The sequence below is a fragment of the Acinetobacter sp. S-1 genome, assembly GCF_059579785.1.
This window is the reverse complement of the sequence record NZ_CM184207.1, coordinates 2,689,952-2,709,607: the sequence shown is the minus strand read 5'-3', so window position 1 is coordinate 2,709,607 and position 19,656 is coordinate 2,689,952. Positions and strand designations below refer to the sequence as shown.

The following is a 19,656-nucleotide window of genomic DNA, read 5'->3' as shown; positions in this document are numbered from 1 at the left end:
ATAAGTATTGTTAAAATTGATGGAAAGGGATTTAATATTTTGCTGCTAAATGATGCATTTAAAAATGTATTGCACCAATTTAATTCATTACTATGCTGAGGACCGTGCATTGAAATACAACAACCTGAATGAATTCCTGAATTACGTGCAAGCGCGTGATCCGCATCAACCTGAGTTCTTGCAAGCTGTCGAAGAAGTCATGACGAGTTTGTGGCCATTTATTGAAAAAAATCCGGAATATGCAGAGCAGGGGTTGCTAGAACGTTTGGTTGAACCTGAGCGTGTGATTCAATTCCGTGTTTCATGGATGGATGATCAAGGCCAGACTCAAGTTAACCGTGCTTTCCGCGTTCAATACAATTCAGCAATTGGTCCATTCAAAGGTGGAATGCGTTTCCATCCATCGGTCAATCTATCAATTTTAAAATTTTTAGGTTTTGAGCAGACTTTTAAAAACTCACTTACCACTTTACCAATGGGTGGTGGGAAAGGTGGTTCAGATTTTGATCCTAAAGGTAAATCTGATGCTGAAATTATGCGCTTCTGTCAGGCATTAATGATTGAGCTTTACCGTCATTTAGGAGCAAATACGGATATTCCTGCGGGTGATATTGGCGTGGGTGCGCGTGAAGTTGGTTATATGGCAGGTATGATGAAAAAGCTGAGTAATGACACCGCTTGTGTCTTTACCGGTAAGGGAATTTCATTTGGTGGTAGCTTAATGCGTCCTGAAGCAACTGGTTATGGTACCGTTTATTTTGCAGAAGAAATGCTAAAAGCCCGTGGACAATCTTTTGCTGGTAAAACTGTTTCTGTTTCAGGCTCTGGTAACGTCGCACAATATGCGGCGGAAAAAGCAATGTTCTTAGGAGCAAAAGTTGTTACCTTGTCGGACTCAAACGGCACAGTTTATTTAAAAAATGGTTTTACAGATGAGTTACTTGCTGAAGTAATGGAACTGAAAAACGTTAAACGTGGTCGTATTTCCGAGTTTGCTTCTAAACATGGTTTTGAATATTTTGAAGGAAAAACGCCTTGGCATATTCCTGTTGATATTGCTTTGCCATGTGCTACACAAAATGAATTAACAGGTGAAGACGCTAAAACGCTTATTGCAAATGGTGTCATTTGTGTAGCTGAAGGCGCTAATATGCCATCTACACTTGAAGCAGTTGAAAACTTTATCGAAGCTAAAATTTTGTATGCGCCAGGTAAAGCCTCTAATGCGGGTGGTGTGGCAACTTCTGGTTTAGAAATGTCTCAAAATGCAATTCGTTTAGGCTGGACCCATGCTGAGGTCGATGAGCGCTTACATGCAATCATGAAAGACATTCATGCCAATTGTGTTAGATACGGTACTAAAGAAGACGGTACTGTGAACTATGTAGACGGTGCCAATATTGCAGGTTTTGTAAAAGTTGCTGATGCAATGCTTGCTCAAGGTATTTTCTAAAATATAAATAAAAAATCCGATGCATAAGCATCGGATTTTTTTAGTCTAAAAACTTATTTCTTAGGTTTTTTAACTAACTCTTGTTCTACAACCATATCTAATACATCTGCTTGACTAGATTGGTCAGCAGCCGGGTTTTTCACTTCAAAACGTTTCACACGTAAAATTACGCGTTGGTCTGGTTTATGTTCAAAACCTTCAATTTGACCGTAATATAATGACCAGTTTTTGTCAGCGTAAGTTTTAACGCCTTTGTCATCATATTTAATTTCACGAACTTGCATACAAGTTTGTGGCGCAACACCAGTACAAGATTTAGTTTCTGGAGCTACTTCAAGGAAAACAGTTTTTCCTTCAGATTGATATTTTGCTTCAGGTGTCATTTTACCTGTGAAAGTATATTTCTGGCCTTGAGCATCAGATACTGTCAATGTTGGTTGATCAACATTTGTAGTATTAAGTTCAAACGGAATTGCACGTTTTTGGAAGAGGCTGCTAGAGAACTGTTCCTGTTTCATTAAAGCAGGTTCACATGCCATCATTGTCGACATTACGTCAGCTGTTACAATCGTATTATTTTCAACATTCCAAGTTGTTCCTTGGCGGTTACAACCTGTTGCGATAGATAAACGATCATTTGTAAAGTTAAGAACGATTGGCTTTTTAGTATTTTCAGGCTGATATGACCAAGAGTAATCTGTTAAAGCTTGAGTATTAACTGCTTTTTGACCTTGGAAAATGTGTTTTTGACCAGCTTTATCTGTCACCGTTAAAATCACCTGACCATTAGTGTTGCTAATTTCAATTGGTAATTTTGCTTCATTAAAGATGCTATTCGACAATTGTTCTTGTTTCATTAAATCATCTTGGCAAGCCATCATAGTTGAAACTAGATTAGAAGTAACAAGTTGGTTACCTTCAACTTTCCAAGTACCGCCTTGGCCATTACAGCCCGTATTAATGGCTAATTTACCATCTGCATTAAAGTTAAGAATAAGTGGTTTAGAAGCTTTTACATTTTGATAAGTCCATGCATATTCACCCAAAGTGGTTGCAAGGTTTTGTTGTTGCTCAGATACAATTGGAGCAGGATTATTAGTAACTGTTTGACACGCCATCAAAGAAAAAGGTAATAACGCAAGAATTAAATATTTAATTTTCATTTAAAAACTTCAAGTAAAAAAACAACAGTAATAAGCTTAAAACATTCTTAAAAAAAGAAAATGTAAACATTTGATTGTTTCGGTTTTTAAAATGTATAAGTTTGTAAATTATTCTAATTTTCAACAAAAATAATGGTATACCCCGCAAAACGGGGTATTTCTTAATAATTAATCAAAACGATAAATGTCCATTCCTAATGAACCCATTGTGAAGCTACTATGAACAATCGTAAAGCGATTGCCTGTACCCATAGCAAAAAACAAAGGTGCAAAATGTTCAAGCGTAGGGTGGTTGCGTTTTACGTAAGGCAGTGATTGCCAGTCTAAAACTCCATCATAATCTTGATGGGAAAGCTTATTAACGACAGTATTTCTAAAAGTCGAAGCCCATTCAGGAACTTTAGAGTTGTCTCCTTGCCAAGATAACTCTGCAAGATTATGAGTAATACTTCCCGAACCAATGAGTAAAATTTGTTTGTCACGTAAAGGGGAGAGTGTTTGTCCTATACGATAAATTTCTTGTGCACTTAAATTTGATGGCAAAGAAATTTCGACTACAGGAATGTCTGCATCTGGGTACATATGCAATAAAGGCATCCATACGCCATGATCACGAGGACGGGTACTATTGGCATGTGCAACAAAGTGAGCATCGGCCAATAATTTTAAGATTTCTTCTGCTAATGCTGGTTCGCCAGGCGCACTGTAGCGAATTTCATATAATTCTTTAGGAAATCCACGGAAATCATGCCACGTTTCAGGACGAGTCGAAATGCTCACTTCAAGTGCTTTACTTTCCCAGTGCGCAGACATCACAATGATTGCCTTAGGTATAGGAAGATTTGTGCCTAAACGGTGTAGAGCAGGTCCCACTTGTTCTGGATCAAGTGCAAGCATGGGCGAGCCATGGGAAATAAACAGTCCAGGAAGGGTTTGTAGTTCCATTTCATTACACCTGAGTTGAAAAGCAGAATAATAGTCATTATGCCAAAATCAGGACATGTTAAAAGTATCCTGATTTCAACGGATTGTTCTTAAAATGAAACGTTTGTTCTTTTTATGCACGGTGATAGGGATGATTGTGATTAATACTCATGGCCCGATATAGTTGCTCGATTAATAAAACACGTACTAATGGATGGGGCATTGTAAGTTTTGAAAGTGACCAATGCCAAGCGGCAGCTTTACGTACCTGATCTGACAAACCATCTGGACCGCCAATCGCAAGTGCTACATCATTGCCCTCAAGCATCCATTGTTTCATTGTGTCAGCTAATTTTTCTGTACTTAGTTCCCGACCACCAACTTCTAGAGCAATTAACGTTTCATTCGGTTTTAAAGCATTTAAAATGCTTTCGCCTTCAATTTGGCAATACTTTAAAATATCCGCTTCTGAATCATTCTTACCACGTTTGGCCATAGGTAGTTCAATAACTTGGGTTTGAACAAAAGGTTGGATGCGTTTGAAATAGTCTTCAAAACCAGTAAGAACCCAAGCAGGCATTTTTTGACCAATGGTCAGAATACGAATTTTCATGTTATCTATTCATTCAAAAACAGCTGGCGCATTATACCTGAGGAATGAAAGTATCTGACGATCTAAAAAGCTGGCATAAAAAACGCAGTCCAAAAAACAGTGTTGGACTGCGATCAAATGATCATCTGTCTGGAGTTCAGATGATCATAGAGAATAAAAACAAGGCTATCTAAGAATTAGATAGTTAAGAGTACTCATTTATTTAAATACTCTTATTACCTATTATGAGGATGGTTGGATATTTTTCAATCAAATTGTGTAACAAAAAAAAGAGAGCCGAAGCTCTCTTTTTTATATTTTTAATTAGTGACGTGCTGCTTTTGAGCCTTCCACCGGTTTTACAATCGGTGTTTTAGGTAAAGGCTTTGGCATCGAAACTAATGCTAAAGGTAAGATGTCATCAATACTTTTCACAGCTTTGATTTCCAAACCTTCTTTAACATTCGCAGGAATTTCTGCTAAGTCACGAACGTTATCTTGTGGAATAAAGACAAGCTTGATTCCACCGCGGTGTGCCGCAAGAAGTTTTTCTTTTAAGCCACCAATACGCATTGCACGACCACCTAAGCTTGTTTCACCAGTCATTGCAATATCTGGACGAATTGCAATACCTGTAAATGCTGATACAAGCGCAGTTGTTAATGCTAAACCAGCAGATGGACCATCTTTTGGTGTTGCACCTTCAGGTAAGTGAACGTGTACATCAGTTTCTTCAAAACGAGAAGCTTCAATACCTAACTCATCGGCACGTGTACGCACTAAAGTCATTGCTGTAGTAATAGATTCTTTCATTACGTCACCGAGTGAACCAGTCGTAATGAATTTACCCTTACCTTTCACAGCTGCAACTTCAATGGTAAGTAACTCACCACCTACAGATGTCCAAGCTAGACCATTTACGCGTCCTACTTGTGCTTCATCTTCTGCGATACCAAAGTCAAACTTATGTGGACCTAAGTATTCTGGAAGATTGGCAGAAGTCACATCAAGTTGTAAGTTTTTAGACTTTTTACTTACTGCTTCTTTTACCACTTTACGCGCAATTTTAGACACTTCACGTTCTAAACTACGTACACCAGCTTCACGTGTGTAGCGTTGAACAATGTCACGGATCGCTTCTTCATGAATTGTTAACTCTTTTGGACGTAGACCATTGTTCTTAATTGCCTTTGGAACAAGGTAACGTTCAGCAATGTTAACTTTCTCATCTTCGGTATAACCCGGTAGACGAATAACTTCCATACGGTCAAGCAAGGCTTCTGGAATATTCATACTGTTTGCAGTACAGATGAACATCACTTCAGATAGGTCAAGATCAAGATCTAAATAGTGATCGTTGAACTTACTGTTTTGTGATGGATCTAATACTTCAAGCAATGCAGAAGCAGGATCGCCACGGTAGTCTTGCGCCATCTTGTCAATTTCGTCGAGTAAGAACAATGGGTTCTTCACGCCAACTTTTGTTAAAGATTGCACGATTTTACCTGGCATCGCACCAATATAAGTACGACGGTGACCACGAATTTCAGCTTCGTCACGTACACCACCAAGTGCCATACGAACAAATTCACGACCTGTTGCTTTCGCGACAGACTCACCAAGTGAAGTTTTACCTACACCAGGAGGGCCTACTAAACATAGAATCGGACCTTTGAGTTTTTTAACACGAGACTGAACAGCTAGGTATTCAACAATACGGTCTTTTACGTCATCTAAGCCGTAGTGATCTGTATCGAGAATTTCCTGTGCTTTCGCAAGGTTAATACTCACTTTGCTCGCTTTATTCCACGGTGTATCTAAAATTACTTCTAGATAGTTACGTACAACAGCTGCTTCACTAGACGCAGGTTGCATTGCTTTAAGCTTACGGAACTCAGCTTCAGCTTTTTTACGTACGTGTTCAGGTAAATCAGCTTCAGCAAGACGTTTCTCTATTTCAGCAACGTCATCTTCAGCACCGCCATTCATGTCAGAAAGTTCACGTTGAATGACTTTCATTTTTTCATTTAGAAAGTATTCACGTTGATTTTTTTCCATTTGGCGTTTTACGCTGTCATGCAAAGTTTGTTCAATTTGCTGTTCAGCAGATTGATTGACCAAGTAGCTCATAAGCTCTTGCAAATGTGCTTCAAACTCATCGTGCTCTAAAAACTTCTGTTTAATTTCAATATTTAGAGGCACACGTGTTGCTACGAAGAACATGAGTTGTAGCAAGTCTTCAATTTTATTAGCCGCAGCAACGAGTTCGCGTGCATTACGTAATTTTGCTTCAGCATATTGAGCAAATAAAGTACGTAACTCTTGCAAACGAGTTTCTTGAGTAGCTTTATCTACGTTAATTGTCATTGGACTTAAGCTGTGTTCAGCAGTCAAATGGCTATCTTCATCGATAATCTTTTCAAGTTTAGAGCGATGTAAACCTTCAATAAGTACTTTAATGCAGTTTTCATCATTCTCATGATTTACGACTTGAACAATCTTAGCGACAGTTCCGTACTGATAAAGGTTATCGTGATCAATTTCTTCTGTAAGCGAATCTTTTTGCGCAACTACAAATACTAAATTGTCACTGTTACGAGCCACATCAACTGCATTGATCGATTTTTCACGACCCACGAATAACGCAATTTGCATGTGTGGGTAGACCACTACATCACGTAACGCTAAAAGTGGTAATACACTTGGAACCTGAGGCTCTAAGTCAGTTTTTTCATTCATAATAAGTTCAGACATGGGCACTCCTAATGAGTGACAACGAGGTTGCCATGTTTTTTATAGTGATGTGTATTTCAAAAATTACAAGGGCCTCTCTATAGAAAATGTGGAAAAAATGACTAATTTAGTCAACTTTTTTATTAAAATATTATGAATCAATGGATTAATTCTTAAGAAGAATAAAATTTTGTAGAAAGGATAGGTAATTTAGCTTAATAATTATGAAATACTCATATAGTAAAAAAGACGTTTGGATGGAAAATAACCATTTTCTTATGTCATTTGTCGGCATTGTATAATTAACAATAATGCAAAACTTATTTAATATTGAACATTAAATAGCCGTGTTACTATAAGTTGGTAAATCGGTCTGTCACGTAGAAGTAACCATCCTTAGGGTGGTTACTTTTATGATTTTAGGGGCATTAAAAACTTAAGACTAATTTTAATTTTCTATAAATATTATCTTTTAAAATAATAAATATGTTGAGGGGTGAGTAAAGCATCTAAGGGTTGATCCCAACTTTGACGTTTTAAAGTATGTCCAATAAATTGAAATTGATGAGCCATTCCTAAACGATAAGGCTTATGTTTTGCACTTGCCAAGGTACGGTCATAATAGCCGCCTCCCATACCAATACGCGTACCGTATTGATCACAAGCTAAAAGTGGCATTAACAGTAAATCAAGTTTTGATACATGTTTTCCTCTTGTTGCCATGGGTTCTTTCATACCCAATGGATGATGAGAAAAACGTCGATTTACATATTGGTTTTTAGATATTTTTACCCAGACTAAACGTTGGTTCATAGAACAAATCATAGGTAAATAAACTTGTTTATTTTTTTGAAAACATAACTTTATGATCAGATCTGTATGAACTTCTCCGAAGGCATGTAAATATAAACCAATTTTTTTTGATGAATGAAAAATAGCAAGACTGTTTAAATGATGGAGAACATTAAGCTGAGCTTTTTTTTGCTCCAATGGGGACAAAGAGCGTCTTTTAGATCTTAAATTTTTTCTAATAAAACTAAGTTCATTCATGCGTAAATCTAACAAAGATTTGAGATCAGTCGAGCAAAATTATACCTATTTTTCTTAAGATTTATGGAAATAGAGAACTAATTAAGAAATAACTTTAAATTTACTTGATACAAGGTATTTTCTTTAGCGATAAAAAATTCTATTTCTTTACGTATTACCAGTATTTATTTACATTTAATCAGATAAGAATATTTAAAAGGATGAATGTGAAATTGTTAAGCCTATGAAGTTAAAAATTTTAACCATTACAATAAGTGCTGGTCTGCTACTTGGTGGATGTACGAAACAAGCCGAACCTGAAGCGGCGGAAGTTGATTATAAAGCTCAATTTGAAGAATCAGATCGTAAAATAGGAGAGTTTTTAGATCAACTAGATAACCCGAATACACCGCAAGAAATTAAAGTCAAAATCTTATGTCATGACTATCCAGAAGTTTATAAGACCCAATATATGCCTGCCTTAATAAAAATTTCGCCTAAACCTTATACCGAAGAGAAATTATTATCAGATTTGAAAAGTGCAACGGACTACTATAAGGATGCTTTTGCGATTAGATGCACTCAATAAGTTTGTTTTGATTTTAATCTCAAAAAATCCGATAAATGTGAATTGATTGGCATTATTGGGTTGTGATAAATTTTCTTCTATCTTTATAAGTGAAAGTTTAGGGGATTTAGATATGGAAATCTTAAAGTTCTTACAGAGTTTTAATACAGTTGGTACATACTTAACGATCGCTTCAACCGTTTTAGTAGGTCTAATTATTTATTTTTATGTGATTAATCCAGCATAAAAACCTTTAAAAGAAATAGGGATCAATTTCCTATTTCTTTATTAATAATAAAATTCTGTACTTAATTTAAAGCTATAAAAATAAGGTAGGTATATGAAATTTAAATTATTTTTTCTTAGTTTTTTAGCTTTTGGCTGTTATGCCGATGAAAGTGTAAATGACCCCGAAATTTGTAATGTGGTGAAGAAAGTTTCTTATACTGTCATGGAAGCGCGTCAACAAAAAGTCCCATCTGAAGACTTGCAGCATATAGCGAATAGTCTTGAAGATCCAAAGGCAAAACAACTTTATCAAGATTTAATTACTTCTGCTTACTCAACCAAAGTATTCAAGACCAGCTTCTTTAAACGAAAAGCGATAGAAGATTTTCAAACAGCTTGGTATCAAGAATGCCTGAGTAGAAAAGAAAAGTAATTTTGAATGTAGAGACTCATTCATCTCTAAAATAATAATGTGATACTTATTGAATGCTTGAGAAAAAGATCGTACCGACAGGTCTGTATTGAAAAGCTAATTGAAATAAATTTTTGGAATTTTATTATTTAATTAAAAATAAATGCTCCGAAGATGCCGCTGCATGTGTCGTTACCCTGAACCCGATGAGTTCAAGGTGGACGCGACGTATACTTGCTGGGTTTCCTACTCGAAGGTAGGCATACACTCTAAATATACAGAACGCAATCCATAAGTTTAAGTATCGGCAGGGGAATAGACCCGCTGGCGAACATCCCAGAGATAGCTTAAGTATAACCGATCTGACTATGTTGGCAATCACTTGAGTCTATGGAACTGTAAACTTAGTTTGCGTTTGATGAAGCTTTGTACATTGAACGTGGATAAAACGATATTTAACCGTAATGTATAGTCAAAAATAAAAAAGCCTTGCATCTATTATGATTTATAGAGCAAGGCATTTTGTGGTAATCAAAGCTTGTTAAATAACCTGTTCCACATCTTCTAAAATCGCTTGCAGTAAGCGTTCACAGTGAGTGTATTCCTGCAAAGATTTATTAAGACTCAGCACTTCTTGAGTTAACTGTAGAGCGACCATAATGACTAGTTTGTTGTGCTCAACACGTGGGGCACTACGGCGCATATCATTAAATTTCTCATTGAGAAGTTGTGCAGCGCGTTCAAGTTCATCTTTTTTATCTGAGGTAGTCGCGAGTCTAAAAGTCTGCTCAATTAGCCTAAGCTCTACCATGACTTGTTCACTCATGATTGGATCTCCTCACCAGTTTCAGCATTAGGATGGGCAAGTTGCTGGATTTCTTGAGCGTGTTGATCTTGAGCAGTACCTAAAATTCCTAAACGCTGAATAATGGCTTCAACTTTTGATTTGGCAAGCTCATTTTTTTGTAACAAACGGTCACGGTCTTGTTGTAAATCATGCAGCTCTTGTTGGGTTTGACGCTGGTGGGCTTGTAACTTCTCTTTTGCAACACGTAATTCATTTCGTTCGGCAAGAATTTCTTGAAAACGATTTTTTAAATCAGTCGTACTTTTTTCTAATCGGCTATAACGTTCGGCAAGTGTGTTAGCATCTTGATTCAATTGTTGAAATTGGCCTTTTAACTGAGAAAGTTGCTCAGTTACCGACTCAATTTCCTCTTGTTTTTTAGTGATAATACTATTTTTTTGCACAACTTGGGCGTGATGCTCTGTTTCAGCCAGTTCTTTAGCTTCCGAGAGTGCCGCATGTTCACTCTCTAAATGATGTAAGCGTGTTTTTAAAACGCTAATATGCGCTTGTAGCCGCTGTAATTGTTCTAACATAACGAGGTCGCACAGAATTGCAATCAAAGGTAATATATACAAAGTATAGAGATTGGATAAACGAATGCAAGACGATATTTCAGGCTGGACAGATTGGAACGCTCATTTTGAAGGAATTGAAGAAATTTCAAGCCCTAGTGAGTTACATGGTCTATTAACAGGTATTGTTTGTGTGACAGAAGCGCCAACGCGTGAAGAATGGTCACAAATTTTAACAACCCTTAATGTGCCAGAGTTAAGTGAAGATGCTTTAGCGCTTTTGACTGACGAAGCAGAAGATGTGGTTCATGCTTTATCTGAAGATGAATTAGATTATCTACCAATGCTTCCAGATGATGAACATCTACTTCAAGAGCGTGTGCAAGCATTATCTGATTGGTGTGCGGGTGTTGTGTTAGGTTTTGGTTTGGCATCGGGTCATGTTCGTAGTGATGAGCGTGAATTGATTGAACACCTTCAAGATGTTGCTGCAGTAGAATTTGAAGATTCTGACAATGATGAGGAAGGCGAAAGCAGTTACGAAGAATTGTATGAATTTGTACGCTTAATTCCTGTAAGCTTGTCGATTGGTAGAAAAAAAATCACTGTAGCTGAAAGTTCTTTATTGAAAAACGTTCATGCAAAAAGTAAAAATGCTGCTCTAGGTACAGATCAGAATATTGTAGAAATGTTCACACCACATCGTCCAAGCTAATTGAGGCGATGTGTTATTGGTTGTATTTTATTTTTTGACTTTAAAATTCTAAATCAAGTAGATCATTATGAAATTGCCTCAAGCTGATTTTCAACATCGTAGAGACCGTTTAGCAGAAAAAATGGGTCCTAACAGTATTGCTATTATTGCAACGCGTGAGGAGATGTACCGTAATCGTGATTCGGATTATAAATTCCGTGCCGATAGTAGTTTTTTCTATTTGACGGGCTTTGCTGAGCCTGAAGCAGTTGCAGTTATTGAAACCTTTGAGGATGTAACTGACTATAGTTATAGTCTTTTCTGCCGTGAACGTAACCGTGAGATGGAAATCTGGAATGGTTACCGTGCCGGAATTGATGGTGCAATCGAAGACTATGATGCAGATGAAGCCTATGCAATTGATCTGCTTGATGAAGAAATTATTGAAAAGTTATTAAATAAAGAGCGTCTTTATTATCGAATCGGACACAATGCTGCGTTTGATGCACGAGTGAGCCAGTGGATTAAAAAAGCAGATGCTGAGCATCGACATCAAGGTGCTCCAGCTCAACTGGTACAGCTCGACCGTATTGTCGATGAAATGCGGTTAATCAAGTCACCACAAGAACTTGAGCTGATGCAAATTGCTTCAAAAATTAGTGCTCAGGCACATACTCGTGCAATGCAAACTGTTCGCCCTGGCATGATGGAATATGCACTAGAAGCCGAGCTCAATTATATATTTGGGCAAAACGGATGTGTGCCTTCTTACAACAGTATTGTTGGTGGTGGGGCTAATGCTTGTATTTTGCACTATGTTGAAAATAACCAACCTCTTAAAGACGGTGATTTAGTCTTAATTGATGCTGCATGTGAATATGAGTTCTATGCATCAGATATTACCCGTACTTTTCCGGTAAATGGTAAATTTAGTGCTGAGCAAAAAGCATTATATGAAGTTGTCTTGGCTTCTCAATATGCGGCAATTGATGCAGTACGCATTGGTAATTCGTACCGTGAGCCTCATGAAGTAGCAGTTAAAATTTTAACCGAAGGCTTAGTGGATTTAGGTCTGCTCAACGGGGATATTAACGAACTTATCGAAACCGAAGCATACCGTCAATTTTATATGCATGGTACAGGTCATTGGTTAGGAATGGATGTACATGATGTCGGGTCTTACAAAAAAGGTGAAGACTGGCGTCAATATGAAGAAGGTATGGTCGTTACCGTTGAACCAGGCCTATACATTGCACCAGACGATGAAACTGTAGATAAAAAATGGCGTGGTATTGGTATTCGTATTGAAGATGATGTGGTCGCAACATCAAAAGGTCCGCGAGTTTTAACTGCTGATGTAGTTAAAAATATTGCAGATATTGAACATTTAATGGCGCAAGCTAAATCATAATTAAACGTATTCGCCAAAGGAGCACAACTCGATGCAACAACAAGTGATTATTGTAGGTGGGGGAATGGTTGGACTTAGCCTTTCACTCATGCTGGCGAAGGCTAATATTGCAGTAAAGCTGTTAGAAGCTGTGAAATACCCAAACTATGATGATCAAAATGTTGCCCCTTATCATTCCAGTTTCGATGCGCGTAATACGGCTTTATCGCGTCGTAGCGTCCAGATTTATCAGAAGCTGGGGTTATGGGATGCATTACAGCAGCACGCGACTCCAATTCTACAAGTTCACATTACTGAACAAGGTAGTTTTGGTAAGGCACGATTAATTGCAGAACAAGAAAAAGTCGAAAGCTTTGGGCAGGTGATTGAAAATGCTTGGTTGGGTCGTGTTTTATTGACTCAAGTACGTCAGCAGCCTTTGATTGAGCTGATTGATGGCGTTCAAGTGACTGCTTTAACTCAAGATGCTGAGCAAGTACATATTGAGGCCAAGCGTGGTGATGAAGTTTTAAAACTTGAGTCAAAGCTATTAATCGCCGCAGATGGACGTGACTCTTTCTGTCGTCAGGCAATTGGCGTCGGTGTTGATGTTCATGATTATGATCAGGTTGCAATTGTCACTACTGTTCAGACTTCAAAACCCCATGAACAAGTCGGTTTTGAGCGTTTTAGTGCATTAGGCCCTTTAGCTTTATTGCCTTTACCGGGCGAATATCGCCGTTCGGTTGTATGGCCTGTTAAAAAAGGCACTGAAGGTGAGTGGTTAGGTGAAGAAAACGACCAACACTTTTTAGATGCTTTGCAAAAAACTTATGGTGACAGAGCGGGTAAATTTGAAAAGACGGGTAAACGCTTTAGTTATCCGCTTTCACAAGTGCTTGCACATAAACAAGCAGTCGGACGCGTTATTTTAATGGGGAATGCGGCGCATACAATCCATCCTGTTGCAGGACAGGGCTTTAACCTATGTCTACGTGATGCGGATGTTTTAGTGCGTTATTTAGTGAACCAGCTAACTACTTCTGATGATATTGGTAACCCAGATAATTTACTGGCTTATGAACAAGCCCGTTTGTCAGATCAACAGCGAGTGATTAAGTTCTGTGACACCGTGGTTCGTGGTTTTAGTAATCAAAATCCATTATTAAAATTAATTCGTAATACGGGATTAATTGCATTTGATGTCATTCCGGGTGTTAAACCACTGGTAGCGAACTATGCAATGGGGTTAAAAGTATGAGTGAAGTACTAGATGTTGTCATTGTTGGTGGTGGACTGGTTGGTGGTTTAACAGCTTTATTACTTGCCCAAGGTGGTGTACAGCCTACTGTGCTTGATGCTGCTCCTGTACTGGATGTTGAAAAAACACTAAGTGTGATGAACCCGCGTGTTTTAGCACTGAGCCAAGCGACCATTCATTTGCTTAAAACTGTCAATGTTTGGGATGATCTAGCACGTCAAATGCCATATACAGGCATGCAAGTGTGGAATCTGAATGGCTATGGTGAAATTAATTTTGGTCACGAATCCGTACAAAGACCAATGCCAGAACAGACCTTGGGTTCTATGGTTGAGCCAAGTGTGTTGAATGTTGCTATTCAACAAAAAATGCTTGAGCAGTTAACAGACTATCGTACTCAAGTTCGTGTGACTCGCATTGAGCAGGGTGTTGGTTGTTGGCATATTCAATTGGCAGATGGTACGGCACTTAAAACAAAACTGCTGATTGGGGCAGATGGTGCCAATTCATTTGTACGAGAACAGGCCTTTATTGACCTAGATGTCTTAGATTACAAGCAAGCAGCGATTAGTTGTGCCATTAAAACATCTAAACCCCACAATCATGTTGCTCGGCAAATTTTCTTACCTACAGGGCCTTTAGCTTATTTGCCGATGGCTAGTCTTGAAGAAAGTAAAAATGGCTACTGGCAGTCAATTGTCTGGACACTACCTGATGATTATGCCGATGAATATTCTGCTTTAACCGATCATGAATTTATGCAGCTTTTAACTCGTGAAAGCCAACATATGTTGGGTGAAGTATTAGATGTACGTTCAAGAGCCCAATTCCCGCTCAAAGCGCGCGCCGCAAAACAGTATGTGAAAGCTGGTTTAGCTTTAATTGGAGATGCAGCACATGTGATTCATCCACTTGCTGGACAAGGCGTAAATATTGGTTGTTTAGATGCGGCTGTACTCTGTGATGCACTGTTACATGACTTAGCACGCGGCGTATGGGCAAATGAACAGACATTGTTGCGTTATGAGCATCGCCGTAAAGGCCAAAATGATGCAATGATGCATAGCATGTCGGCAATTGGCTGGTTGGAAAGTAGTGAGCTATTTCCATTTATCTGGGCTCGGAATGTGGGACTCAAGCAAGTTGAACAAATTTCTTTCTTAAAAGAGCGTTTTATGCAACAAGCAAACGGTTTAGGGTCTTTACAAAACACCCAGTATAGTCGTTAAAATAATTACGAAGTTTATGCTCTACTGGTCTAAATAAATATCAGTAGATATTTTTTAAGCAATCATTTATATATCATTACCAATTGGGTTGAAAAAGATACACATTTGACCAATTTGGCTCTTTGCTAAATGCAAAGAGATTGCTAAATTTCTGAGGTCTTGGGACCATAGCGATGATGCAATAGAAATCATTCTGGGGAGTGAAAAATGTCAGATATCAATGATTATGAAGATGCAGAAGATTCTGCTGTAGATGAAGATGAAGCGAAAGCAGCTGAAAGCGGTGCAGCTGATGAAGAAGCAAGCAGTATTAATGATACTGATATTGCTGAGGCAGAAACACTGACTGTGACTGCTAAGCAAAAACAGCGCCAAGCGCTGGAAGATGAAGTTGCCGCATTTTTAGCTCGCGGGGGGAGAATTACTGAAGTTCCTCCAGATGAACATAGCGACCATTAATCCTAAAAAGCATCACATGAGTGATGCTTTTTTTATTTTTAAGGTGCGTTTTGAAGTTCTTTCAAAATCCCGCATTCATCTACTGTTCGGTTGGTAGAGCAGTGCTGTTTTAAATCAATCAAAGATTCTTTTAAAAGTAATAATCGTTCGATTTTTTCTGATACTTCTTTTAAGTATTTATCGACTAAATTATCAATTTCTGTGCAGGCCTGTTTAGGCTGAGTTTTCATTTCTTTTAATGTTTTAATATCACTCAGTGAAATATCTAATTCACGGCAGTGCTTAATAAATAAAAGGTCTGCAAGTGTTTGTTCGGTGTAAATACGATAATTATTTTCTGAACGTTGGATGCGATCAAGTACACCTACTTTTTCGTAATAACGGATCGTATCAATTGGAATATCCGCTTTTTTTGATAATTGACCAATAGAAAGACTCATAAGACTTGACTCTGGAGCTACTCGAGGGTTTTTAATCACTATAAAAGAGTTTTTGAGGAAATAAAATGGCTGGATGTGGTTGTGCTTCAACATGTTCTCCTTCAAAGAAAGTGAGTCCACGTTTTAGAAAAGCGTTATGGATTGCACTTGTGATCAATGCCTTAATGTTTGTGGTGGAAATATTGGGAGGTTATAAGGCCCAATCTGTTTCACTTTGGGCAGATGCATTGGACTTCGCCGGAGATGCAGCAAACTATGCACTATCTTTAGTCGTTCTTTCGATGAGTTTATATTGGCGTGCGACAGCGGCATTAGTTAAAGGAATAACGATGGCGGCTTTCGGTGTTTTTGTCATTGCGAAAGTGGTCTGGTCGTATTTTTATGGTGTTTCACCCGAACCAATGGTGATGGGGGCAATTGGTGTAATGGCTCTAATTGCTAACGTTTCTGTCGCGCTTATGCTTTATGCATTTCGTGATGGGGATGCAAATATGCGTTCTGTTTGGTTGTGCAGTAGAAATGACTCAATTGCTAATATTGCTGTAATTTTAGCTGCGGTTGGGGTATTTGGAACAGGCAGTGTATTTCCCGATTTATTTGTTGCCTTTGTCATTGCATACTTGGGTGTATCTTCTGGTTATGCTGTTATAAAACAGTCACAACAAGAAAGAAAACAGGCAAGAGTTATAGTTGCCAGTGAAGCGTAATACTCAAGAGTAATAAAAAAGGATCTTTTATATGATCCTTTTTTATTTTAAGCCGTTAAAACAAGAGGGTTATAGCGATACTCCACATAACGCAACCAATAATGAAATCTAAAATTTTCCAAGCTTTGGGATTGGTAAATAGTGGCTTTAATAATCTTGCACCATAGCCCAGACTAAAAAAGAAAACCCAAGAGGCAAGAATGCTCCCCAAAGCAAAACTCACTTTGTCTTCAAGCTGAGTTGCAACTGAACCAATCAGAACAATAGTGTCTAAATAAACATGAGGATTAAGCCAAGTAAAGGCAAGACAGGTCACTAATGCTTGAGTTAATGTTTGTTTTTGACTGCTATCAAGGTCCATACTTTGGGTAGTCTTAAATGCAGCATAAAATGCTTTGGCACCGTAAACTAATAAAAACGTTGCCCCTAAATATTTAGCTACGGTAATTAAGATAGGTGATGCCGTCATGATTTCGGCAAAGCCTAATACACCACAGGCAATTAAAATTGAGTCGGATAGAGCACAGATTAAGCACAACCAAAATACATATTGCTGTTTAAGTCCTTGTTTTAGGACAAAAGCATTTTGAGCTCCAATTGCTACGATAAGCCCGCTACCAATACCGAAACCTTTAAAAAATATACTAAGAGAGAACATAACAATAAGGTGGAAAAAATCAGATGTGGGAATTATCTGACTTTTTATTAAAAAATAAGTAAAATTAAGAATATTTAGGTTTGGCTAAAAAAAATTTAGGTTTGATATGTTAGATAGCAAACAATGTGAAGCCTTTCTTGCAGTCGCAGAATTGGGAAGTTTTGATGCGGCAGGGGAGCATTTATATATTACACCCTCGGCAGTGTCCTTACGCGTACAGGCTTTAGAAAAGTATTTAGGACAAATTCTAATTATACGAGGTCGCCCTTGTGTGCTCACTCAAGCGGGGCAAACTTTATTGCAACATTTACGTCATACGAGATTAATGGAGCAAAATTTATTACAAGGTTTGATGGGAAAATCATCAGAATCTGAATTTTATAAAATTGCTCTAGCTTCAAATGCAGATTCATTAGCTACTTGGCTTTTACCAAATATTCAGCAAACACTTTTTAAAGAAAAAATAGTCTTAGAACTAAAAATTGATGATCAATCTCACACGCACACTTTATTGGAGACAGGACAAGTCAATGCCTGTATTTCGGCAGAAGAGCAGGTCATGTCAGGTTGTTTAGCTCAACCACTAGGAAAAATGCGTTATAAAATGTTGGCCTCTGCTGAATTTGTAAATAAATGGTTTAGTGCCGGAGTGAATAGAGACGCATTAAGAAAAGCACCAGCAGTTATTTTTAATCATAAAGACTTAATGCATTCAGAGGTCTTACTAAAAGGATACGGTTTACCGATGCAAAGTTATCCTTATAGTTTTATTCCAGCAACAGATGCTTTCGTCAAAGCAATTCAATTAGGTTTAGGCTATGGCATGGTGCCCGAGTTGCAGGTTCAGCCACTACTCGGAAATGGAACACTTGTTGATATTATGCCTGAAGCCGAACTTGATGTTCCTTTATATTGGCACCACTGGAAAAGACAGTCACAGCAACTTGATGTATTAACTGAAACAATTGTTCAATCAGCAAAAAAGATATTGAGATAAATTTAAGTCCCTGAGCGGGCATAAAAATTTGAAACATGCTGAATATAAAACTCTATATCTTGTGTTGAGTAACCTAAAAGTTGTCCGATTCTACGGTCAAGTTCTAAGCGATCTTCGAGTTGAGTCTCCTTTAGTGATTTTTCAATACATAACACAAGTTCATTTAAATCTGCTAAAGGAGCATTTTTATAGATCAGCATAATTGAAAATGGTAAAGGTAAAGAGGTTTCAATATCTTTACTCAGCATAGATAAAGTACCTTGCTCGAGATGCTCTAAAAACTCGGTAGGTAATAGATCATAAAACAAAGCGATGGGTTTCTCGCCTGAAAGTAGTAATTCTAGTTCACACTCTTCATGCGGCCCAAGTTTTCCAAGCTGTACATTCATGTAAATACTCTTATTTTTATCTTTAATATTATTATGCAAAATTCATGCACAGTGATGATGAAGGCTATTTATTGTTCATCACTGTGCTTAATCAAAAGATTAAGATTGTGTTAACTCAAGCGCACGTTGATAAGCGACTTTTTTCTTAACTCCTGTTAAATCAGCAGCCAGTTGAGATGCCGCTTTAACAGATAAATCTTGAAGTAAGCGCTTTAAAAGCTCATCTAGTTTTTCTTGTTCCAGATCTGTTTTTTCTGGTGCACCGCCAACTACAAGAACAATTTCGCCTTTTTCTTGGTTGTGATCATTTTCTATAAAACTGACCAAATCTTTTAAAGTCATTTTTTTGATGGTTTCAAAGGTTTTGGTAATTTCACGTGCGAAACCTACAGGACGATTTTCACCAAATACCTCAGCCATATTTTTTACACATTCTAAAATACGATGTGGTGCTTCATAAAAAATTAAGGTCTGAGTTTCATTTTTGAGTTTTTCTAATTGAGAAATACGTTGAGAAGCTTTTGATGGCAAAAATCCTTCAAAACTAAAACGATCACTCGGTAGGCCTACTGCACTTAAAGCGGCAATCGCAGCACATGCGCCAGGCACGGGAACAACCCTAATACCATGTTCTTGAGCAGCTCGAACTAACTTAAAACCAGGGTCACTAATAAGCGGTGTACCCGCATCACTAATTAAAGCAATATCATCGCCTGCAAGTAATTTTTGAACTAACTGCTCAATTTTATTACTTTCATTGTGATCATGACATGCAGTAAGTTGAGTCGATATATTATAGTGCTTAAATAATTGTGCTGATTGACGCGTATCTTCGGCAGCTACAATAGAAACTGATTTTAAAATATCAATTGCACGGAAAGTCATATCATCTAAGTGCCCGATTGGGGTGGCTACAACGAATAACTGAGCACTCATTTGGTTTTACTCCGTACAGATAAACAATTTTA

Annotated in this window: 22 protein-coding genes and 1 other RNA gene; 11 read left to right on the top strand and 12 right to left on the bottom strand. The window is 37.8% G+C overall.

The window, feature by feature from the left end:
- Positions 1-49: 49 nt before the first annotated feature.
- Entirely contained in the window at positions 50-1,453 is a 1,404-nt protein-coding gene (gdhA, locus tag AC52J8_RS12900; protein WP_496538794.1) for an NADP-specific glutamate dehydrogenase, read from the top strand.
- A 53-nt stretch (positions 1,454-1,506) separates the two neighbouring features.
- Here gdhA and AC52J8_RS12895 read toward each other — a convergent pair whose 3' ends face one another.
- From AC52J8_RS12895 to AC52J8_RS12875, 5 genes are all read right to left on the bottom strand, one after another.
- Positions 1,507-2,616, bottom strand: coding sequence for an META domain-containing protein (locus AC52J8_RS12895; protein WP_496538793.1), 1,110 nt, complete (start codon positions 2,614-2,616; stop codon positions 1,507-1,509).
- A gap of 168 nt (positions 2,617-2,784) precedes the next feature.
- Positions 2,785-3,561 (bottom strand): DODA-type extradiol aromatic ring-opening family dioxygenase, encoded by a 777-nt coding sequence (locus tag AC52J8_RS12890; protein ID WP_496538792.1) that lies wholly within the window; start codon positions 3,559-3,561, stop codon positions 2,785-2,787.
- A gap of 112 nt (positions 3,562-3,673) precedes the next feature.
- Positions 3,674-4,153 carry a 23S rRNA (pseudouridine(1915)-N(3))-methyltransferase RlmH gene (rlmH, locus tag AC52J8_RS12885; RefSeq protein WP_002054393.1) on the bottom strand — a complete coding sequence of 160 codons (480 nt, stop codon included), beginning with the start codon at positions 4,151-4,153 and terminating at the stop codon, positions 3,674-3,676.
- Positions 4,154-4,456: 303 nt separating this feature from the next.
- Positions 4,457-6,886 (bottom strand): endopeptidase La, encoded by a 2,430-nt coding sequence (gene lon / locus AC52J8_RS12880; RefSeq protein WP_002117591.1) that lies wholly within the window; start codon positions 6,884-6,886, stop codon positions 4,457-4,459.
- 444 nt (positions 6,887-7,330) lie between these two features.
- On the bottom strand, positions 7,331-7,915 hold the full coding sequence (locus AC52J8_RS12875) for a 5-formyltetrahydrofolate cyclo-ligase (RefSeq protein ID WP_496538791.1): 585 nt from the start codon (positions 7,913-7,915) through the stop codon (positions 7,331-7,333).
- A 223-nt stretch (positions 7,916-8,138) separates the two neighbouring features.
- Here AC52J8_RS12875 and AC52J8_RS12870 point away from each other — a divergent pair, with 223 nt between their 5' ends.
- From AC52J8_RS12870 to AC52J8_RS12860, 3 genes are all read left to right on the top strand, one after another.
- Positions 8,139-8,483 carry a hypothetical protein gene (locus AC52J8_RS12870; protein WP_017387158.1) on the top strand — a complete coding sequence of 115 codons (345 nt, stop codon included), beginning with the start codon at positions 8,139-8,141 and terminating at the stop codon, positions 8,481-8,483.
- 112 nt (positions 8,484-8,595) lie between these two features.
- Positions 8,596-8,709 carry a hypothetical protein gene (locus tag AC52J8_RS12865; protein WP_002117788.1) on the top strand — a complete coding sequence of 38 codons (114 nt, stop codon included), beginning with the start codon at positions 8,596-8,598 and terminating at the stop codon, positions 8,707-8,709.
- A 93-nt stretch (positions 8,710-8,802) separates the two neighbouring features.
- A complete protein-coding gene (locus tag AC52J8_RS12860; RefSeq protein ID WP_032063126.1) occupies positions 8,803-9,123 on the top strand; it encodes a hypothetical protein in 321 nt (106 codons plus the stop codon).
- A 140-nt stretch (positions 9,124-9,263) separates the two neighbouring features.
- On the opposite strand, the gene ssrS is transcribed toward AC52J8_RS12860, so the two are convergent.
- From ssrS to AC52J8_RS12845, 3 genes are all read right to left on the bottom strand, one after another.
- A non-coding RNA gene (gene ssrS / locus AC52J8_RS12855) (6S RNA) lies at positions 9,264-9,448 on the bottom strand.
- Positions 9,449-9,643: 195 nt separating this feature from the next.
- Positions 9,644-9,928 carry a cell division protein ZapA gene (locus AC52J8_RS12850; RefSeq protein WP_002117766.1) on the bottom strand — a complete coding sequence of 95 codons (285 nt, stop codon included), beginning with the start codon at positions 9,926-9,928 and terminating at the stop codon, positions 9,644-9,646.
- A complete protein-coding gene (locus tag AC52J8_RS12845) occupies positions 9,925-10,485 on the bottom strand; it encodes a hypothetical protein (RefSeq protein ID WP_002117619.1) in 561 nt (186 codons plus the stop codon). The genes AC52J8_RS12850 and AC52J8_RS12845 overlap by 4 nt, the downstream gene beginning before the upstream one ends.
- Before the next feature lie 64 nt (positions 10,486-10,549).
- Between AC52J8_RS12845 and AC52J8_RS12840 the strand changes: the two genes are divergently transcribed.
- The 5 genes from AC52J8_RS12840 (at position 10,550) to AC52J8_RS12820 (ending at position 15,497) form a co-directional block, all read left to right on the top strand.
- Positions 10,550-11,179 (top strand): UPF0149 family protein, encoded by a 630-nt coding sequence (locus tag AC52J8_RS12840; RefSeq protein WP_033848653.1) that lies wholly within the window; start codon positions 10,550-10,552, stop codon positions 11,177-11,179.
- A 67-nt stretch (positions 11,180-11,246) separates the two neighbouring features.
- On the top strand, positions 11,247-12,569 hold the full coding sequence (gene pepP / locus AC52J8_RS12835; protein ID WP_496538790.1) for a Xaa-Pro aminopeptidase: 1,323 nt from the start codon (positions 11,247-11,249) through the stop codon (positions 12,567-12,569).
- Between the two features lie 31 nt (positions 12,570-12,600).
- Positions 12,601-13,809 carry a 2-octaprenyl-6-methoxyphenyl hydroxylase gene (gene ubiH, locus AC52J8_RS12830; protein ID WP_086400150.1) on the top strand — a complete coding sequence of 403 codons (1,209 nt, stop codon included), beginning with the start codon at positions 12,601-12,603 and terminating at the stop codon, positions 13,807-13,809.
- On the top strand, positions 13,806-15,038 hold the full coding sequence (locus AC52J8_RS12825) for an FAD-dependent monooxygenase (protein ID WP_068611570.1): 1,233 nt from the start codon (positions 13,806-13,808) through the stop codon (positions 15,036-15,038). The genes ubiH and AC52J8_RS12825 overlap by 4 nt, the downstream gene beginning before the upstream one ends.
- 207 nt (positions 15,039-15,245) lie before the next feature.
- On the top strand, positions 15,246-15,497 hold the full coding sequence (locus AC52J8_RS12820) for a hypothetical protein (RefSeq protein ID WP_002117665.1): 252 nt from the start codon (positions 15,246-15,248) through the stop codon (positions 15,495-15,497).
- Positions 15,498-15,535: 38 nt separating this feature from the next.
- On the opposite strand, the gene AC52J8_RS12815 is transcribed toward AC52J8_RS12820, so the two are convergent.
- Positions 15,536-15,937, bottom strand: coding sequence for a MerR family transcriptional regulator (locus AC52J8_RS12815; protein ID WP_057068554.1), 402 nt, complete (start codon positions 15,935-15,937; stop codon positions 15,536-15,538).
- Between the two features lie 65 nt (positions 15,938-16,002).
- Here AC52J8_RS12815 and AC52J8_RS12810 point away from each other — a divergent pair, with 65 nt between their 5' ends.
- Complete coding sequence (locus AC52J8_RS12810; protein WP_005075543.1) at positions 16,003-16,644, top strand: cation efflux transmembrane domain-containing protein; 642 nt, start codon at positions 16,003-16,005, stop codon at positions 16,642-16,644.
- A 55-nt stretch (positions 16,645-16,699) separates the two neighbouring features.
- On the opposite strand, the gene AC52J8_RS12805 is transcribed toward AC52J8_RS12810, so the two are convergent.
- Positions 16,700-17,302 (bottom strand): LysE/ArgO family amino acid transporter, encoded by a 603-nt coding sequence (locus AC52J8_RS12805; protein ID WP_002117603.1) that lies wholly within the window; start codon positions 17,300-17,302, stop codon positions 16,700-16,702.
- A 106-nt stretch (positions 17,303-17,408) separates the two neighbouring features.
- On the opposite strand from AC52J8_RS12805, the gene AC52J8_RS12800 reads away from it, so the two are divergent.
- Positions 17,409-18,299: a LysR family transcriptional regulator ArgP gene (locus AC52J8_RS12800; protein ID WP_005070528.1), complete on the top strand. Its 891-nt coding sequence runs from the start codon at positions 17,409-17,411 to the stop codon at positions 18,297-18,299.
- 2 nt (positions 18,300-18,301) lie between these two features.
- On the opposite strand, the gene AC52J8_RS12795 is transcribed toward AC52J8_RS12800, so the two are convergent.
- Entirely contained in the window at positions 18,302-18,688 is a 387-nt protein-coding gene (locus AC52J8_RS12795) for a hypothetical protein (protein ID WP_057062162.1), read from the bottom strand.
- A 99-nt stretch (positions 18,689-18,787) separates the two neighbouring features.
- A complete protein-coding gene (gene rsmI, locus AC52J8_RS12790) occupies positions 18,788-19,624 on the bottom strand; it encodes a 16S rRNA (cytidine(1402)-2'-O)-methyltransferase (RefSeq protein WP_086400149.1) in 837 nt (278 codons plus the stop codon).
- Between the last annotated feature and the right edge of the window lie 32 nt (positions 19,625-19,656).

Excerpts from the sequence above, each read along its gene's own strand:
- gdhA (WP_496538794.1), top strand. The coding sequence starts at position 50 with ATGATGCATTTAAAAATGTATTGCACCAATTTAATTCATTACTATGCT.
- AC52J8_RS12895 (WP_496538793.1), bottom strand. The coding sequence starts at position 2,616 with ATGAAAATTAAATATTTAATTCTTGCGTTATTACCTTTTTCTTTGATG.
- AC52J8_RS12890 (WP_496538792.1), bottom strand. The coding sequence starts at position 3,561 with ATGGAACTACAAACCCTTCCTGGACTGTTTATTTCCCATGGCTCGCCC.
- rlmH (WP_002054393.1), bottom strand. The coding sequence starts at position 4,153 with ATGAAAATTCGTATTCTGACCATTGGTCAAAAAATGCCTGCTTGGGTT.
- lon (WP_002117591.1), bottom strand. The coding sequence starts at position 6,886 with ATGTCTGAACTTATTATGAATGAAAAAACTGACTTAGAGCCTCAGGTT.
- AC52J8_RS12875 (WP_496538791.1), bottom strand. The coding sequence starts at position 7,915 with ATGAATGAACTTAGTTTTATTAGAAAAAATTTAAGATCTAAAAGACGC.
- AC52J8_RS12870 (WP_017387158.1), top strand. The coding sequence starts at position 8,139 with ATGAAGTTAAAAATTTTAACCATTACAATAAGTGCTGGTCTGCTACTT.
- AC52J8_RS12865 (WP_002117788.1), top strand. The coding sequence starts at position 8,596 with ATGGAAATCTTAAAGTTCTTACAGAGTTTTAATACAGTTGGTACATAC.
- AC52J8_RS12860 (WP_032063126.1), top strand. The coding sequence starts at position 8,803 with ATGAAATTTAAATTATTTTTTCTTAGTTTTTTAGCTTTTGGCTGTTAT.
- AC52J8_RS12850 (WP_002117766.1), bottom strand. The coding sequence starts at position 9,928 with ATGAGTGAACAAGTCATGGTAGAGCTTAGGCTAATTGAGCAGACTTTT.
- AC52J8_RS12845 (WP_002117619.1), bottom strand. The coding sequence starts at position 10,485 with ATGTTAGAACAATTACAGCGGCTACAAGCGCATATTAGCGTTTTAAAA.
- AC52J8_RS12840 (WP_033848653.1), top strand. The coding sequence starts at position 10,550 with ATGCAAGACGATATTTCAGGCTGGACAGATTGGAACGCTCATTTTGAA.
- pepP (WP_496538790.1), top strand. The coding sequence starts at position 11,247 with ATGAAATTGCCTCAAGCTGATTTTCAACATCGTAGAGACCGTTTAGCA.
- ubiH (WP_086400150.1), top strand. The coding sequence starts at position 12,601 with ATGCAACAACAAGTGATTATTGTAGGTGGGGGAATGGTTGGACTTAGC.
- AC52J8_RS12825 (WP_068611570.1), top strand. The coding sequence starts at position 13,806 with ATGAGTGAAGTACTAGATGTTGTCATTGTTGGTGGTGGACTGGTTGGT.
- AC52J8_RS12820 (WP_002117665.1), top strand. The coding sequence starts at position 15,246 with ATGTCAGATATCAATGATTATGAAGATGCAGAAGATTCTGCTGTAGAT.
- AC52J8_RS12815 (WP_057068554.1), bottom strand. The coding sequence starts at position 15,937 with ATGAGTCTTTCTATTGGTCAATTATCAAAAAAAGCGGATATTCCAATT.
- AC52J8_RS12810 (WP_005075543.1), top strand. The coding sequence starts at position 16,003 with ATGGCTGGATGTGGTTGTGCTTCAACATGTTCTCCTTCAAAGAAAGTG.
- AC52J8_RS12805 (WP_002117603.1), bottom strand. The coding sequence starts at position 17,302 with ATGTTCTCTCTTAGTATATTTTTTAAAGGTTTCGGTATTGGTAGCGGG.
- AC52J8_RS12800 (WP_005070528.1), top strand. The coding sequence starts at position 17,409 with ATGTTAGATAGCAAACAATGTGAAGCCTTTCTTGCAGTCGCAGAATTG.
- AC52J8_RS12795 (WP_057062162.1), bottom strand. The coding sequence starts at position 18,688 with ATGAATGTACAGCTTGGAAAACTTGGGCCGCATGAAGAGTGTGAACTA.
- rsmI (WP_086400149.1), bottom strand. The coding sequence starts at position 19,624 with ATGAGTGCTCAGTTATTCGTTGTAGCCACCCCAATCGGGCACTTAGAT.